The organism is Mesorhizobium sp. B1-1-5 (assembly GCF_006443065.1).
Taxonomy (GTDB): domain Bacteria; phylum Pseudomonadota; class Alphaproteobacteria; order Rhizobiales; family Rhizobiaceae; genus Mesorhizobium.
Window position 1 is genome coordinate 1 of the sequence record NZ_VFWS01000121.1, and the last position, 15,446, is coordinate 15,446.

12 protein-coding genes are annotated in these 15,446 nt (G+C 65.0%); 4 read left to right on the forward strand and 8 right to left on the reverse strand.

Annotation, left to right across the window (positions count from 1 at the left end; genetic code table 11):
- Positions 1-15 precede the first annotated feature (15 nt).
- Both gltA and gltX read right to left on the reverse strand, forming a co-directional pair.
- Positions 16-1,344, reverse strand: a complete 1,329-nt coding sequence (gene gltA, locus FJ980_RS25125) for a citrate synthase (RefSeq protein ID WP_140546402.1) — start codon at positions 1,342-1,344, stop codon at positions 16-18.
- Between the two features lie 178 nt (positions 1,345-1,522).
- A complete protein-coding gene (gene gltX / locus FJ980_RS25130) occupies positions 1,523-2,947 on the reverse strand; it encodes a glutamate--tRNA ligase (protein WP_140546403.1) in 1,425 nt (474 codons plus the stop codon).
- 102 nt (positions 2,948-3,049) lie between these two features.
- Between gltX and FJ980_RS25135 the strand changes: the two genes are divergently transcribed.
- Entirely contained in the window at positions 3,050-5,566 is a 2,517-nt protein-coding gene (locus FJ980_RS25135; RefSeq protein ID WP_140546404.1) for a ComEC/Rec2 family competence protein, read from the forward strand.
- Here the strand turns inward: FJ980_RS25135 and lexA are convergent.
- On the reverse strand, positions 5,550-6,284 hold the full coding sequence (gene lexA / locus FJ980_RS25140; protein WP_140546405.1) for a transcriptional repressor LexA: 735 nt from the start codon (positions 6,282-6,284) through the stop codon (positions 5,550-5,552). The two genes, FJ980_RS25135 and lexA, sit on opposite strands and share 17 nt — an antisense overlap.
- 413 nt (positions 6,285-6,697) lie before the next feature.
- Here lexA and kynU point away from each other — a divergent pair, with 413 nt between their 5' ends.
- Both kynU and FJ980_RS25150 read left to right on the forward strand, forming a co-directional pair.
- On the forward strand, positions 6,698-7,945 hold the full coding sequence (gene kynU / locus FJ980_RS25145; RefSeq protein ID WP_140546406.1) for a kynureninase: 1,248 nt from the start codon (positions 6,698-6,700) through the stop codon (positions 7,943-7,945).
- A gap of 47 nt (positions 7,946-7,992) precedes the next feature.
- The gene (locus FJ980_RS25150) at positions 7,993-8,823 is read left to right on the forward strand and encodes an alpha/beta hydrolase (protein ID WP_140546407.1); all 831 of its coding nucleotides are present in this window, start codon (positions 7,993-7,995) and stop codon (positions 8,821-8,823) included.
- Positions 8,824-8,872: 49 nt separating this feature from the next.
- Here FJ980_RS25150 and glp read toward each other — a convergent pair whose 3' ends face one another.
- The 5 genes from glp to FJ980_RS25175 are packed head-to-tail and all read right to left on the reverse strand — an operon-like array spanning position 8,873 to position 14,280.
- Positions 8,873-10,078 (reverse strand): gephyrin-like molybdotransferase Glp, encoded by a 1,206-nt coding sequence (gene glp / locus FJ980_RS25155; RefSeq protein ID WP_140546408.1) that lies wholly within the window; start codon positions 10,076-10,078, stop codon positions 8,873-8,875.
- Positions 10,078-10,557, reverse strand: a complete 480-nt coding sequence (moaC, locus tag FJ980_RS25160) for a cyclic pyranopterin monophosphate synthase MoaC (RefSeq protein WP_140546409.1) — start codon at positions 10,555-10,557, stop codon at positions 10,078-10,080. The genes glp and moaC overlap by 1 nt, the downstream gene beginning before the upstream one ends.
- Positions 10,558-10,559: 2 nt before the next feature.
- Positions 10,560-11,372 carry an indole-3-glycerol phosphate synthase TrpC gene (gene trpC / locus FJ980_RS25165; RefSeq protein ID WP_140546410.1) on the reverse strand — a complete coding sequence of 271 codons (813 nt, stop codon included), beginning with the start codon at positions 11,370-11,372 and terminating at the stop codon, positions 10,560-10,562.
- Positions 11,373-11,377: 5 nt separating this feature from the next.
- A complete protein-coding gene (gene trpD / locus FJ980_RS25170; RefSeq protein ID WP_140546411.1) occupies positions 11,378-12,388 on the reverse strand; it encodes an anthranilate phosphoribosyltransferase in 1,011 nt (336 codons plus the stop codon).
- Positions 12,385-14,280 carry a peptidylprolyl isomerase gene (locus FJ980_RS25175; protein ID WP_140546412.1) on the reverse strand — a complete coding sequence of 632 codons (1,896 nt, stop codon included), beginning with the start codon at positions 14,278-14,280 and terminating at the stop codon, positions 12,385-12,387. The genes trpD and FJ980_RS25175 overlap by 4 nt, the downstream gene beginning before the upstream one ends.
- A gap of 143 nt (positions 14,281-14,423) precedes the next feature.
- Here FJ980_RS25175 and tpiA point away from each other — a divergent pair, with 143 nt between their 5' ends.
- Positions 14,424-15,191, forward strand: a complete 768-nt coding sequence (gene tpiA / locus FJ980_RS25180) for a triose-phosphate isomerase (RefSeq protein ID WP_140546413.1) — start codon at positions 14,424-14,426, stop codon at positions 15,189-15,191.
- Positions 15,192-15,446: the final 255 nt, after the last annotated feature.

Sequence of the window (15,446 nt, forward strand, 5' to 3'; positions counted from 1 at the left end):
TGGCTATTCGCTCAATTACCTTTTCGCAATCGGCACGTAATCGCGTTCCGTGGCGCCGGTGTAGAGCTGGCGTGGGCGACCGATCTTCTGGTGCGGATCCTCGATCATTTCCTTCCACTGCGCGATCCAGCCGACGGTGCGGGCGACCGCGAACAGCACGGTGAACATGGTGGTGGGGAAGCCCAGCGCCTTCAGCGTGATGCCGGAATAGAAGTCGACATTCGGGTAGAGCTTCTTTTCGATGAAGTACTCGTCGGTTAGCGCGATCTTTTCCAGCTCCATCGCGATGTCGAGCAGCGGATCGTCCTTGATGCCGAGCTCGCCCAGCACCTCATGCGCGGTCTTCTGCATGATCTTGGCGCGCGGATCGTAGTTCTTGTAGACGCGGTGGCCGAAGCCCATCAGCCGGAACGGGTCGTTCTTGTCCTTGGCGCGGGCAATGAACTCGGGGATGTGGTCGACATGGCCGATCTCGCCCAGCATGTTGAGGGCCGCTTCGTTGGCGCCGCCATGCGCCGGACCCCACAGGCATGCGATACCGGCGGCGATGCAGGCGAACGGGTTGGCGCCCGATGAGCCGGCCAGGCGCACGGTCGAGGTCGAAGCGTTCTGCTCGTGGTCGGCGTGCAGGATGAAGATGCGGTCCATGGCGCGCGCCAGCACCGGATTGATCTTGTATTCCTCGCACGGCACGGCAAAGCACATGTGCAGGAAGTTGGCCGCGAAGCCGAGATCGTTCTTCGGGTAAATGAAAGGTTGGCCGATATGGTACTTATAGGCCATCGCGGCGATCGTCGGCATCTTGGCGATCAGGCGCATGGAGGCGACCATGCGCTGATACGGGTCCGAGATGTCGGTCGAGTCGTGGTAGAAGGCCGACAGCGCGCCGACCACGCCACACATCACCGCCATCGGATGCGCGTCGCGGCGAAAGCCGGTGAAGAAGCGCGACATCTGCTCATGCACCATCGTGTGGCGCGTCACGCGATAATCGAAGTCGTCCTTCTGCGCCTTGGTCGGCAACTCGCCGTAGAGCAGCAGGTAGCAGACCTCTAGGAAGTCGCCATGCTCGGCGAGCTGATCGATCGGGAAGCCGCGATGCAGCAGGATGCCGGCATCGCCGTCGATGAAGGTGATCCCCGATTCGCAGCTCGCGGTTGAGGTGAAACCGGGATCGTAGGTGAAGGCGCCGGTGGTGCTGTAGAGCGAACCGATATCGATGACGTCCGGCCCGACCGTCCCGCTTCGCACCTTCAATTCGTGCGTCTTGCCGGCGAGCTCGAGCCTGGCGGCCGACTCGCGCGTTTTGCTGCCCGGTTCCGGTTTTGTCGCAGCTTCGCTCATTCTCAACTCCTTTTGTTCCTCATGCCGGCAAGGCAATTCCTGCAAACGACACGTCGAAGTCACCGGAATGCGCGAACTCGCCACCGCATTTTAGGAGGTGCGTGCCAGATTGGGCCAAGCCCAATGTTGCACTGCGAAACACACCTTTCAATGCCAATCTTCTTGGGCCAGCTCGCTCCTAATCGATTTGATCTCCAATGCGCGCCAGGCTTTCCTGACGGCCCAGCACGGCAAGCACGTCGAACACCCCGGGCGAGGTGCTGCGGCCGGTCAGCGCGGCTCTCAGGGGCTGCGCCACGGCGCCCAGCTTGTGCCCGCCAGCCTGCGCGAAGTCGCGGATCGAAGCCTCGGCCGAGGCCGCGTTCCAGTCGCCCTGGACAGAAGACAATGCGCTATGCGCGCCGCGCAGAATCGCGCGCGCATCCGCGTTGAGCAAGCCCGCCGCCTTCTCGTCCAACGGCAACGGCCGCTCGACGAACAGGAACGCCGCGCCGTCGACCAGTTCCACAAGAGTTTTCGCCCGCTCCTTGAGGCCGGGCATGGCGGCAAGCAGTTGCGCCTTGCGCCTGTCATCGAGCTTTGCCGCGAGCGCCGGACCGCCTTCGAGATAAGGCAAGGTTGCGACGAAGATGTCGAACAGCGCCCGGTCGTCCATCTTGCGCATATGGACGCCGTTCAGCGCCTCGAGCTTGGCGAAGTCGAAGCGGGCCGCGCCCTTGTTGACGTCGCCGATGTCGAACCAGGCGATCATGTCCTCGATCGACATCACCTCGTCGTCGCCATGGCTCCAGCCGAGCCTGGCCAGATAATTGAGCAGGGCCTCGGGCAGGTAGCCCATGGCGCGATATGCTTCGACGCCGAGCGCGCCGTGCCGCTTCGACAGCTTGGCGCCGTCGGCGCCGTGAATCAGCGGGATGTGCGACATCGACGGCACGTCCCAGCCCATGGCGTTGTAGATCACGGTCTGGCGCGCGGCATTGGTCAGGTGATCGTCGCCGCGGATGATGTGGGTGACGCCCATGTCGTGATCGTCGACGACGACGGCATGCATGTAGGTCGGGACGCCATCGGAACGCAGGATGATGAAGTCGTCGAGATCCTTGTTGGGGAAGCGCACCTCGCCCTGCACGCGGTCGTTGACGATCGTCACGCCCTCGGTCGGCGCCTTGATGCGGATCGCGCCCTTGACGCCTGCCGGCGCCTCGGATGGGCCGCGGTCGCGCCAATGGCCGTTGTAACGCGGCGGCAGGCCCTTGGCACGTGCGGCCTCGCGCATCGCCTCCAGCTCCGCCGGCGTCTCGTAGCTGTAATAGGCCTTGCCCATGCGCACGAGCTCCTCCGCCACCTCGCGGTGACGCGGCGCACGCTCGAATTGCGAGACGGCGTCGCCATCCCAGGAGAGGCCAAGCCAGGTCAGCCCGTCGAGAATGGCGGCCGTGGCGGCTTCGGTGGAGCGCTCGCGATCGGTATCCTCGATGCGCAGCAGCATCGTGCCGCCGGTGTGCTTGGCATAGAGCCAGTTGAACAGCGCCGTGCGCGCCCCGCCGATATGCAGATAGCCTGTAGGCGAGGGGGCAAAACGGGTGACGACCTTGTCGGACATGGAACTCTCGAGGAAGCGCTGAAAAATGCATGTTTCGCGCAGACTTCCACGCGACCGGCGTTCATGTAGCATAGGCGGTCTGGGGCGCAAGGGGCAGACCCGATGGCTGGACGTGGCCGGGGCGCGGAGGAGGGCGAGGGAACGACAGCGGGCGTCAGTGAACGCCTGATGTTTGCTCATGCCGTGCCCGCTGAGGAAGCGCCGGTTTCGCTTCCGGCGCCGCGCCCGCCAGCTGAGCTTCTGCCGCCTGGCGGCGGCACGTTACCGCCAGCCTCGCCGACAGCCAATGTCGGCCGGATCCGCAGACAGCTTGGCCGCGTTTCGCTTCCTGCTCTGCGCCGAAGCGTTGCGGTCGCCGCCACCACCGAGCTCGACCGTGGCGTCGGCTTTCTGCTGGTACCGGTGTTCCTGGCAGCCGGCGTGATCTGTTACTTCTCGCTGAGCGCCGAGCCGGACCTCTACAGGCCGCTTCCGGCGGTCGCCCTGATGGCGGTCTGCGCGGCGGTCTCGCGTTCCCGGCACAGAACGCACCTTGCGTTCATGGCGGCGTTTTTCTGCGCCTTGGGCTTTCTCGCGGCCAAGGTGGAGACCTGGCGGATGGCCACCCCGATGCTGGGTTCCGAAATCCAGACACGGCTGACGGGCCGCCTCGTCACCGCCGAGGCGATGGCCAACGGCCGTGTCCGGCTCACCATAGATCTGATATCCACCGAGCGTCCGAAGCTGCGCTACGCGCCGGACCGTATCAGGCTGTCGGCGCGCAGGATCCCGTCCGGCATGACGGCCGGGTCGATCCTGACCGGCTATGCCAAGCTGCTGCCGCCGACAGGTCCGGTTCGGCCGGACAGCTACGACTTTTCCTTCGACAGCTATTTTGCCGGCATCGGCGCCAGTGGCTTTTTCCTGGGCGATCCGAAACTTGTCGCGTCGACCCAGACAGTTCCAACGGAGGTGCCTTTCGGCGCGCGCGTGGCATCGGCCATAGAAAACGCTCGCGAGGGGATTGCCGACCACATCAGGAGCAGCATCGGTGGTTCCGAGGGTGAGATCGCAGCGGCGCTGATCGTCGGCGTTCGTGCCGGCATTCCGGACGAAATCAACGAGTCGATGCGACGGACCGGCATCTACCACATCATTTCGATCTCCGGCCTGCATATGGCGCTGGTTGCCGGCACGATCATGGTGCTTTTGCGCGGCGCCTTCGCGCTGTTTCCGGATTTCTCGTCGCGGCGGCCGGTGAAGAAATACGCCGCCGGGATCGCACTCATCTCGATCGCCGCCTACCTCATCATCTCCGGCATCGTGGTGGCGGCCGAGCGAAGCTTCATCATGCTGGCCGTGATGCTCGCCGCCGTGCTCTTCGACCGCGCGGCGCTGACAATGCGCAACCTGGCGATCTCTGCCATCGCCGTGATCCTTGTCTCGCCGCACGAAGTGGTTGGCCCGAGCTTCCAGATGTCCTTCGCCGCCACCGCCGCCCTGGTCGGCGCCTATGCCGGCTTTGCCGATTATCGCGCCGGCAAAACGACCGCGCCGCCGGCAAAGCGTTCGTTCCTCGGGTTCCTGTCGCGAAAACTGGTGGTTGGCGTGGGCGGCGCCGCCGTGACGTCGCTCATCGCGGGCAGCGCGACATTGCTGTTTGCCATCTGGCACTTCCAGCGGGTGTCGCCGCTCAGCCTGCTTGCCAATCTGGCGGTCATGCCGATCGTCTCGCTGATCGTCATGCCGTTCGCCGTGCTGAGCGCGCTGGCCATGCCCTTCGGCTTCGACGGTCCGCTCCTCTATGTGATGGGCAAGGGGCTGACGGCGATGATCGCCATCTCGGCATGGATTTCCGAGCGCTCGCCTGTCGATGCCGTCGGGCTGATCTCGATCCAGTCGGTGCTGCTGGCGACGGTCGCGCTGGTCGTCGCGACAATGGCCACCACCTGGCTGAGGCTTGCCGCCGTTCCCTTCGCGCTCGCCGCGCTGCTGGCCATTCCGCACGTCCGCACACCGGATGTGCTCATTTCCGAGGACGCGCATCTGGTGGCGATGCCGATCGGCGGCGGCGAGCTTGCCGTCAATCGCGAACGCTCCAACGAGTTCACTACCGACAACTGGAAACGGGCGCTGAAAGCCGAGGATATCGTGCCGCCGGAAAGGTTCGCCAAAGATACGCTGGACATTGCCGATCCCGTCGACCTGCCACCCGGCTCGCCCTTCTATTGCACCGGCGATCTCTGCATCGGCCGGCATCCTTCCGGCGCGATCGTCGCGCTCGCCGAGACCCGCGACGCCGCCCGGCCGGCCTGCGGTTTCGCCGACCTCATCGTCATCAACGACGCCACGGCCTATAACCCATGCCGCGATCCGCGTGTGCTCGTCGTCACCAAGCGGCAGCTGGCGCGCGACGGCAGCGCCGCCGTCTTCTTCGATCCGCAATCGGCAACCGCGCGGCCAACCGTCCGCTACGCGGTCGTAGAACCATACCGACCCTGGCACGAGCAGCGGAAATACACGCGCGAGGCGAGGGGACTGGCGCCCTATAAGCAGCCGGAAAACCAGCCGCCGCACCGGCCCAATAGATTGTCGTCCGGGCGAAGACGGCGAGCAGTTCTGCTCAATAGCGGCGAATAAGTCCCACGAGCTTGCCCTGAACCTTGACCCGGTCCGGTCCAAAGATCCGGGTCTCATAGGCCGGGTTGGCGGCTTCGAGCGCGATCGAGGCACCCTTGCGGCGGAAACGCTTCAAGGTTGCCTCCTCATCGTCGACGAGCGCCACCACGATCTCGCCCGGGCTTGCCGTGTTGGCATTGCGGATGATGACGGTATCGCCGTCGAAGATCCCGGCCTCGATCATCGAGTCGCCCTTGACCTCCAACGCATAATGCTCGCCGCCCATGATCATGTCCGGCGGCACCGAGATCGAATGCGTCTGGTGCTGGATGGCGTCAATCGGCACGCCGGCGGCGATGCGGCCCATCACCGGAATGGATACGGCCGCCGCGGCCTCGTCGTCATTGCTTGGCGTCGGGGTGCGCGATGGCGTCGCCGGCTTGACCTGGCGATTGAGATTGCCTTGGCCGCCCTGGATGACGCTCGGCGAAAACTTCTTCGCGGCATTAAGGCCTGGCGCGATCGAGTCGGGCAGGCGCAGCACTTCCAGCGCGCGCGCCCGGTTCGGCAGCCGGCGAATGAAGCCGCGTTCTTCCAGCGCCGTGATCAGCCGGTGGATGCCGGACTTGGAGGCAAGGTCGAGCGCCTCCTTCATCTCATCGAATGATGGAGGAATTCCGCTCTCCTTCAGGCGTTCATGGATGAACATCAGGAGTTCATGTTGTTTGCGCGTCAGCATCGGCGGCCCCCACGGGTTCTGAAACCAGAATCAGAAAAACAAACCCAGAACAAACACTATCTGTTCCAGTTGTGTTCCGCAACCGTTTAAAGTTTAGTGAATTTGTTAAGGCGGCCGAAACGATGTCGCATCCGGTGATGCCTTGGCCGTCCCGGCTGGGGTAGGGGCGTTGATTCCGCTCGGATTTGGAGCCTCCTTAAGCTGAATCAAGAGCCGACACCATCACGAAGCCGTGGATGGGATCACGTCGGTTTCTGCGCAAGCGTGCCGCACCGTGCCAACCTTAGCAATGGTTCCGATCCAGGGTCTTCGCCGTCTATGGACCAGCTAACATAGGACCAAAGGTTCTTGCCCTGTCGCCGACGGTGGTGAGACAACCCCCTTGGCCAGATCGAAATGGAGGCGGCAGCACAATGAGGGGAATTCCTGATTTCGCCGAAGTCGAGGCGATGGATGCCGCGGATCCGCTGCGCGCCACACGCGATCGCTTCGTCTTGCCGGAAGGCGTCATATACCTCGACGGCAATTCGCTGGGCGCTGCTTCGATCGACGCCTTCAACGAGATCGAGACTGCCGCGAGGCAGGAATGGGCGCGGGATCTCATCCGCGCCTGGAACACCGCCGACTGGTTCGATATGCCCATCGAGCTGGGCGACCAGCTCGGGCGCCTGATCGGCGCGAAACCCGGCCAGACGGTCGTTTGCGACACGACCTCGATCAATATCTACAAGGTCCTGCATGCGGCACTTGCAATGCGGCCCGAGCGTTCGGTGATCGTTGCCGAGGCCGACAGCTTTCCGACCGACCTCTACATGGCGGAAGGGGTCGCATCGACGCGGCCCGGCACGGTGCTGCGGCTCGAAGGCGCCGATGCCCCGACGATTGAGGAACTGGTCGACGATCGCGTCGCCGTCATCCTGGTCAACCACGTCAACTACAAATCCGGCCGGCTGCGCGACATGGCGGCGCTCACCCGCAAGGCCCATGAAGCCGGGGCGTTGATCGTGTGGGACCTCTGCCACACGGCGGGTGCGCTGCCGGTGGATCTCGACGGCTCGAATGCCGATTTCGCTGTCGGCTGCACCTACAAATATCTCAATGGCGGGCCGGGCTCGCCGGCCTTCATCTACGCCGCGAACCGCCACCACCGCGACATTCGCCAGCCGCTCAGCGGCTGGTGGAGCCATGCCCGGCCTTTCGCATTCGAGCAGGGCTATGCCGCCGGCACGGGGATCCGGCGGTTCCTGTGCGGAACGCAGCCGGTGCTGTCGATGCGCGCGCTGAAAGGCGCGCTGGATATCTGGAACGACGTCGACATGACAGCCGTGCGTGGAAAAAGCGTCGCGCTGACGGACCTGTTCATTCGGCTTGTCGAGGCCAGATGCGGCGGCTTCGGTCTTGAGTTGGAGAGCCCGCGCTCAGGCGCAGAACGCGGCAGCCAGGTATCGTTCGCCCATCCAAATGGCTACCAGGTGATGCGCGCCCTGATCGAGCGCGGCGTGATCGGCGATTTCCGCGCGCCATCCACCATTCGTTTCGGCTTCACGCCGCTCTATGTCGGTTACCGAGATGTCTGGAATGCGGTCGAGGTGCTGGAGGACATCCTGCGCACTGGCATCTGGCAAGACGCGCGCTTTGCCGTCAAAACAACCGTTACCTGACTTTGAATCGGCGATGCCGAACAAATGACCTGATCGCGGAGGCACCGTTGCTGGGACATCGTATTGTCGACTGGGATGACGCCTACGCAAATGGCGCCAATATCGCGGGTGGCGACCGCTGGCCGGCGGCGTGGGATGGACCGGCGCGGGCGTTTCGCGAACAACGGCTGGCGGAGGGCAGGTCGCGGCTCGATATCGTGTATGGCGAAGCGCCGCGCAATCGCTTCGACCTATTTCTCCCGTCTGCGGCGCCAAAGGGGCTCGTTGTGTTCATCCACGGCGGCTACTGGATGGAGTCGGACAAGAGCTCCTGGTCGCATCTGGCTGGAGGCGCGATCGGCCGCGGCTTTGCCGTCGCCATGCCCTCCTACACGCTTTGCCCGCAGACCAGGATCGGCGGCATAGTCGGCGAGGTCGCTGCAGCGATCGAGAAGGTGGCGACCATGGTCGATGGTCCGCTGATGCTGACCGGGCACTCGGCCGGCGGCCATCTCGCCAGCCGAATGATGACCACGGCCTCACCGCTATCATCCGATGTGGCGCGGCGCATACGCCAGGTGGTTTCGATTTCAGGCCTGCACGACCTTCGGCCGCTGATGTTCACAGCGCTGAACGAGACCCTGAACATCGACGAGCCGGAAGCGCGGAGCGAAAGCCCGGCATTGTTGCGGCCTCGACTGGGAGCCTGCATCACCTGCTGGGCCGGCGGCGGCGAGCGTGCGGAATTCCTGCGCCAGAGCGCGTTGCTCGCCAACGTCTGGACAGGGCTCGGCGCCGCCACACGTTCAGTGGTCGAGCCGGACCGACATCATTTCAATATTGTCGATGGTCTCGCCGACCCGGATCATCCCCTGACCCGTACGTTGGTCGACGAATAAGGGTTATGATCGACTTCGTCGACGTCTGGACGATCGACTTCGTCGGCGCCTAGCGCAGCATGAGCACGCTGCATTCAGCGCCGGCTTCCGCGGCCGGCGCAAAGGGTTCGCGCACGATCAGACCGTCGGCGTCGGCGAGCATCCGCAGCATAGAGGAGTCCTGGATGCCGAAAGGCGTCGCGACCAGGGTGCCGGTGTCCTCGCGCACGACGGCGCGCACATAGTCCTGCCTGAGGTCGTTGGCCCGCATCGCGGTGCCAAGCCGAGCCGTTCGCATATCCTGCCGATGATCGCGGCCGCCGAGCCGGGCGAGCAGCGGCTTCAGGAAGAGTTGCGAGCAGACAATGCTTGCCACCGGATTGCCGGGCAGGCCGATGCAGCGGACATTGCCAAGCCGGCCAAACATCAGCGGTTTGCCGGGGCGCATGGCGATCTTCCAGAAGTCGAGCTGCATGCCTTCGCCGGTCAGCACGCCATGGACGAGGTCGTGGTCGCCGACCGAGGCGCCGCCGAGCGTGACGATGACATCGGCGTTCGCCTCGACCGCTTGCCGGACGAGCGCGGCAATCGCCTCCTGGCGGTCGGCGGCGATGCCGAGATCGAGCGCGCGCGCGCCGACCGACTGGGCGGCGGCGGCAACGCCATAGGCATTCGACGAAATGATCTGGTCGGGGCCGAGAGCGCTGCCCGGCGGCAGCAATTCGTCGCCGGTGGCGATGATCGCGACCAGCGGCCGGCGCACGATGTTCAGGGCTGGGTGGTTGGCCGAGGCCGCCAGCGAAAGGGCCGCCGCATCGAGAACGCGGCCCTTTTCGAGCAGCACGTCGCCCTGACCGAAGTCGAGCCCGCGGCGGCGGACATTGCGTGCTTCCGCGGTTGGCTCCGTCAGCTCGATCCAGCCATTGCCGAGATCGCGGACGTTTTCCTGGATGACGACGGTGTCGGCGCCCTCCGGCAACGGCGCCCCGGTGAAGATGCGCACGGCCTGGCCCTCGCCGACGGTTCCGGAGAAAGCGCGCCCGGCGGGCGCCATGCCGATGACCTCGAGTAGCGCCGGCGCCGAGGCGACATCGGAGAAGCGCGCCGCATAGCCGTCCATTGCGGAGGCATCGAAAGGTGGCTGCGTGCGCAGCGCCACCACCGGCTCGGCCAGCACGCGGCCCGCCGCGTCAGCCAGCGGAACGCGCTCGCCCGGCAGAGCCGTCACGCCGTCGAGCAGGCGTTCGAGCGCCTCGGTGACCGGAAGCAAGGCCATTATGAACCCGCCTTGTAGTCGCCGGACTTGCCGCCGGTCTTCTCGACCAGCCGGACGCCGGAAATCACCATCCCGCGGTCCGCTGCCTTGGCCATGTCGTAGATGGTGAGGCAGGCGACTGAAGCGGCGGTCAGCGCCTCCATCTCCACGCCCGTCTTGCCGGTGACGCGGGCGAGCGCGGTAACCTTGAGACCTGGCAAGGAATGGTCCGGCTCGATCTCGACGGCAACTTTGGTCAGAAGCAGCGGATGGCAGAGCGGGATCAGCTCGTGCGTCTTCTTCGCGGCCATGATGCCGGCGATACGGGCAGTCCCCAATACGTCGCCTTTCTTGGCGTCGCCGGCCAGGATCATCTCCAGCGTTTCCGGCTGCATGGAGACAGACCCTTCAGCGACTGCCGTGCGCGTCGTCTCGGCCTTGTCGCCGACGTCGACCATATTGGCTTCGCCTTTAGCACCAAGATGAGTAAGGGAGGCCATCTTCAAACGGCCTCGGCACGCGCCTTGCCGGTGAGCAGCAGTTGCGTGGCGGCGGCCACGTCGGCCTGCCGCATCAGGCTCTCGCCGACCAGGAACGTGCCGATCTTGCTCTTCTCCAGCCGGCGGCAATCCTGATGCGTGAAGATGCCGCTTTCGCTGACCAGCAGCCGATCCGCCGGCACCATGGCCGCCAGCCGCTCCGAAACGTCGAGGCTGGTTTCAAAGGTTCTGAGATCGCGGTTGTTGATGCCGATCAGCCGCGACGAGAGGCGGAGCGCGCGTTGCATTTCGTTTTCGTCGTGCACCTCGACCAGAGCGTCCATGCCGAGCTCGAAGGCGGTCGCTTCAAGGTCCCTGGCAAGCGCGTCGTCGACGCTCACCATGATGATCAGGATCGCGTCGGCGCCCCAAGCGCGTGCTTCGTAGACCTGGTAGGGATCGAACAGAAAATCCTTGCGCAGAGCCGGCAGGCGCACCGCTGCCCGAGCGGCTGTCAGGAATTCGGGAGCGCCCTGGAAAGACGGGGCGTCCGTAAGCACCGAAAGGCAGGCGGCGCCACCTTTCTGGTAGGCCTGTGCCAATGACGGTGGATCGAAATCCGCGCGGATCAGACCCCTGGAAGGGCTGGCCTTCTTGATTTCGGCGATCAAAGCGAAGCCGCCGTCTCGGCGCTTGGCCTCCAGCGCGGCAAGGAAGCCGCGCGGCGGCTCGGCGTCCCTGGCCTTCGTCCTGATCTCGGCGAACGACACGGCGAGCTTCGCCGCGGCGATCTCTTCACGCTTGTAGGCTTCGATCTTGCGCAGGATATCGGACAAGGGGTCTAACCGTTCGAAATCTCGATGAGCTTGTCGAGCACCGCAAGCGCGCGGCCGCTGTCGATCGCTTGCGCCGCCGCCGCGATGCCGTCGGCCAGCGTCGTCACCTTGCCGGCCACAACCAGCCCGGCGCCGGCATTCATCAGCACCGTATCGCGATAGGCGCCGGCGGCTCCGCCAAGCATATCGCGCAATTCCTTGGCATTGTAGACCGCGTCGCCGCCGCGCAGCTCTTCCTTTGTGTGCCGCTTCAAGCCAACGGCTTCCGGCGTCAAGGTGAAGCTGCGAATCTCGCCGCCGGCGAGCTCCGCCACCTGTGTCTCGCCGGTGGTGGTGATCTCGTCGTAGCCGTCGCCATGGACGACCCAGGCGTGATCGGCGCCCAGCGCCTTGAGCGTCTCGGCTACGGGCATGATCCACTCCGGCAGGAAGACGCCAACCATCTGGCGGCTGACGCCGGCGGGGTTCGACAGCGGTCCGAGCAGGTTGAAGATGGTGCGCGTGCCGAGCTCGACGCGGGTCGGCCCGACATGCTTCATCGCCGGATGATGCGCCGGCGCGAACATGAAGCCGACACCGGCCTCATGGATGCAGCGTCCGATCGTCTCCGGCGGGATGTCTATTCTGACGCCCAGCGCCGTCAGCACATCGGCGGAGCCGGTCAGCGAGGACAGGCCGCGATTGCCATGCTTGGCGACCGGCACGCCGGCCGCGGCGATGACGAAGGCCGAAGCGGTCGAGATGTTGACCGAATGCGAGTTGTCGCCGCCGGTGCCGACGATGTCGATGGCGCCTAGCGGCGCCTCGACGCGCAGCATCTTGGCGCGCATGGTGGCGACCGCGCCGGAAATCTCGCCCACCGTCTCGCCGCGCACGCGCAGCGCCATCAGGAAGCCGCCGATCTGGCCGGGCGTCGCGTCGCCCGACATGATGATGTCGAACGCCTCGCGCGCTTCCTCGAAGGAAAGCGCGGTGCCCGTGGCGACCTTGGCTATGTGTGTCTTGAGAGCGCTCATCGTGTCTGTGCTTGCGAAACCGCGTTCGGATCGATGCGGACGTCATATTGCGACTGCAGCTGCGCCACCAGCTGGTCGAGCAGATCGTCGGACATGCCGGCGCCGAAGGATTTCTGCGCGTCGTCCGGCACCGCGCTGCCATCGGCGCCCGCCGGCTCGAAGACCTCGGCGACCTTGAACAGGATCTGGCCGTCGCCGGTGGGCGAGGGGATCAAACCGGTACCGCCTTCGCCGACGCCGAACATGGCCGCGGCGCCTTCCTTGCCGAAATCGGCATCGTCGGCTTCGCGCTTCAGGCCGCGCTTGGTCTGCTTGTCGAGCTTGAGCTCGCCGGCGATGACGTCGAGCGCGGTGCCTGCCTTGAGGCGCTTCTCCAGTTCCTGAGCCTTGGCGTCGAGACGCTTGTCGGTCTCGGCCTCCATCCAGTCGGCGACGACCTTCTTGCGGACTTCATCCAGCGTGCGGTCGCGCGCCGGCGTGACCGACTGCACTTCGTAGAAGACGAAACCGTTGCCGGCAGTCGTCAGGCCTTCGTTCTCGGTATTGGGCTCCGCCGCGAACACCGATTTGATCAGCTCGGCCGATTCCGGCAGGTCGTTGACGATCGTGCCGTCCGGCCGCTGGCCGGTACGGTCGATGGCGTCGATGGTGACGACCTTGAGCTTCAACTTCTCGGCGGCCTGGGCCAGCGAGGCGCCCGAGGCGCGGGTGTCTTCGTAGCTGTCATGCACATCGAGCAGGATGCGGCTTGCTTCGCCGAGCGCCAGGTCCTTGCGGATCTGGCCGGACACTTCCGAAAGCGGCTTCACCACCTGCGGCTTGATCTCGGTGACGCGCAAGAGCACGGGACCGAAGGCGCCCTGGACGACCTGGCTCACCTCGTTGGCATTGAGCGAGAAGGCGGCATCGGCCACCGCCTTGTCGGCGATCTTGTCCTTGGCCAGCGTGCCGAGCAGCGTGTCGGCCTGCGTCTTGCCTTCGGCGGTGACGAGCTTGTCGAAGGTAGCGCCGGCCTTCAGCGAATCCAAAGCGGCCTTGGCCGCATCCGGCGTCTTGAACACCAGCTGCTCGATGGTGCGCATCTCGGGCGTCGTGTAGCGCGCGATGTTCTTGTTGTAGTCCTCGCTGATCTGCTGGTCTGTCACCGCGGACGGATCCATGATGTCCTGCGGCTCCAGCCGGACATAGGAGAACTTGCGGTATTCCGGCGCGGCATAGTTCTTCTTGTTGGCGTCGAAATAGGTTTTGAGGGCGCTGTCGGACGGCGCCTCGATCGGCTGCACCAGCGTCTTCGGCAGCACGACATAGTCGATCGTGCGATCCTCGCCGCGATAGAGAGAGACCGCTTTCAGGAAGGTCTGCGGAACCTTGAGGCCGTCGGAGATCGCCTCGACGATCTGCTGGCGCACAGCCACCTGCGAGCGGTTCCTGAGATAGTCCTCGGGCCGCATGCCGAGCTGGCGCAGCAGATACTCGAAGGTGCGGCGATCGAACTGGCCGCCGGGGCCCTTGAAGGCCGGATCCTCGCGCGTCAGTTCGGCCAGCCGATCCTTGGAGAGGCCTAGCCCGAGCGTGCGCGCCTGTTCGTCGAGCACGGCGCCCGAAACGAGCTGCGCCAGCACCTGGTTGTCGACACCGAGCAGCTTGGCCTGTTCGTGGGTGACGCGCTGGCCATATTGCTGCGACAGAAGGTTGAGCTGGCGGTCGTAAGCGAGGCGGTACTCGTTGATCGAGACCTCCGTGCCGCCGGCCGTGATCACCGCGTGATGGCCGCCCAGCACGCCACCCACCATGCGTGTGGTCGCGCCCCAGGCGAGGAAACTCACCACCAGCAAGGACAGCAACGCCTTCGCGACCCAGGTGCCTGCCGCGCTTCTCAATATACTAAGCATGCATACTTCCGATTTTTGCGCATTTTCGCGTGCGCCGAGTCTGAAACAAGCGCAATAGCGCCCTTCCGGCCCACTGTCGATTGCTTTGTGACCTGATTTTGGTAGTGAGGGCGCTGCTTAATGTCGCTCGGAGAACGCGCCCCATGACCCCTGGAATCCGCCCGCTTGTCGCCGGCAACTGGAAAATGAACGGCACCAGCGCCTCGCTCAACGAGCTGCGGTCGATAGGCAACGGGTTCATGAGCGGGCTCGACGCGGAGACCGAAGCGCTGGTGTGCGTGCCGGCGACCTTGCTGCAGCGCGCCGCCGAGATCCTGTCGCGCACGCCGGTGCGTGCCGGTGGAGAGGATTGCCATCCCAAGGAGAGCGGCGCCTTCACGGGCGAGATTTCGGCCGAGATGCTCAAGGATGCTGGCGCGAGCCACGTCATCGTCGGCCATTCCGAGCGCCGCGAGCTGTTCGGCGACGACGATGCAATAGTCCATGCCAAGGCGTCGGCGGCCTGGCGGGCGGGGCTGGTGGCCATCATCTGCATCGGCGAGACGCGCGCCGAGCGGGAGGCGGGCGCCACGCTTGATGTCCTGTCGCGCCAGCTTGACGGTTCCGTGCCGGCGAGCGCCACCGCCGCCAACACCATCATCGCCTACGAGCCGGTCTGGGCGATCGGCACCGGCCTGACGCCGACCGCGGCCGATGTGGCCGAGGCGCATGCGCATATCCGGGGCAAGCTGACCGCGCTGTTCGGCGATACCGCGGCCAGGACGCGCATTCTTTATGGCGGCTCGGTCAAGCCTTCCAACGCGGTGGAACTGCTCGGCGTCGACAATGTCGACGGCGCGCTGGTCGGCGGCGCCAGCCTGAAGGCAGCCGACTTCCTGGCGATCGCGGAAGCTTATATGAACATGGCTTAGGCTGTGTTGATATTCAGGTGATGTCGGCCTGCGAACGATGATTTCCTGAGCTTCCGGTGCTCACGTACTTTAGTACGCTCCGCTCCGGTTCTCGGAAACCACCGTTCTCGGCTCGGCCTGACCTGAATCTCAACACACCCTAGTGGCACTGCACAGGGATTTTGACCGGTCGGCTCTGTTTGCGTTGGTGGCATGCGTGGAGATTGCCGAAACGCCATCGCGATCGTCATTCCAGGGCGGAGCAGGAGCGAAGCT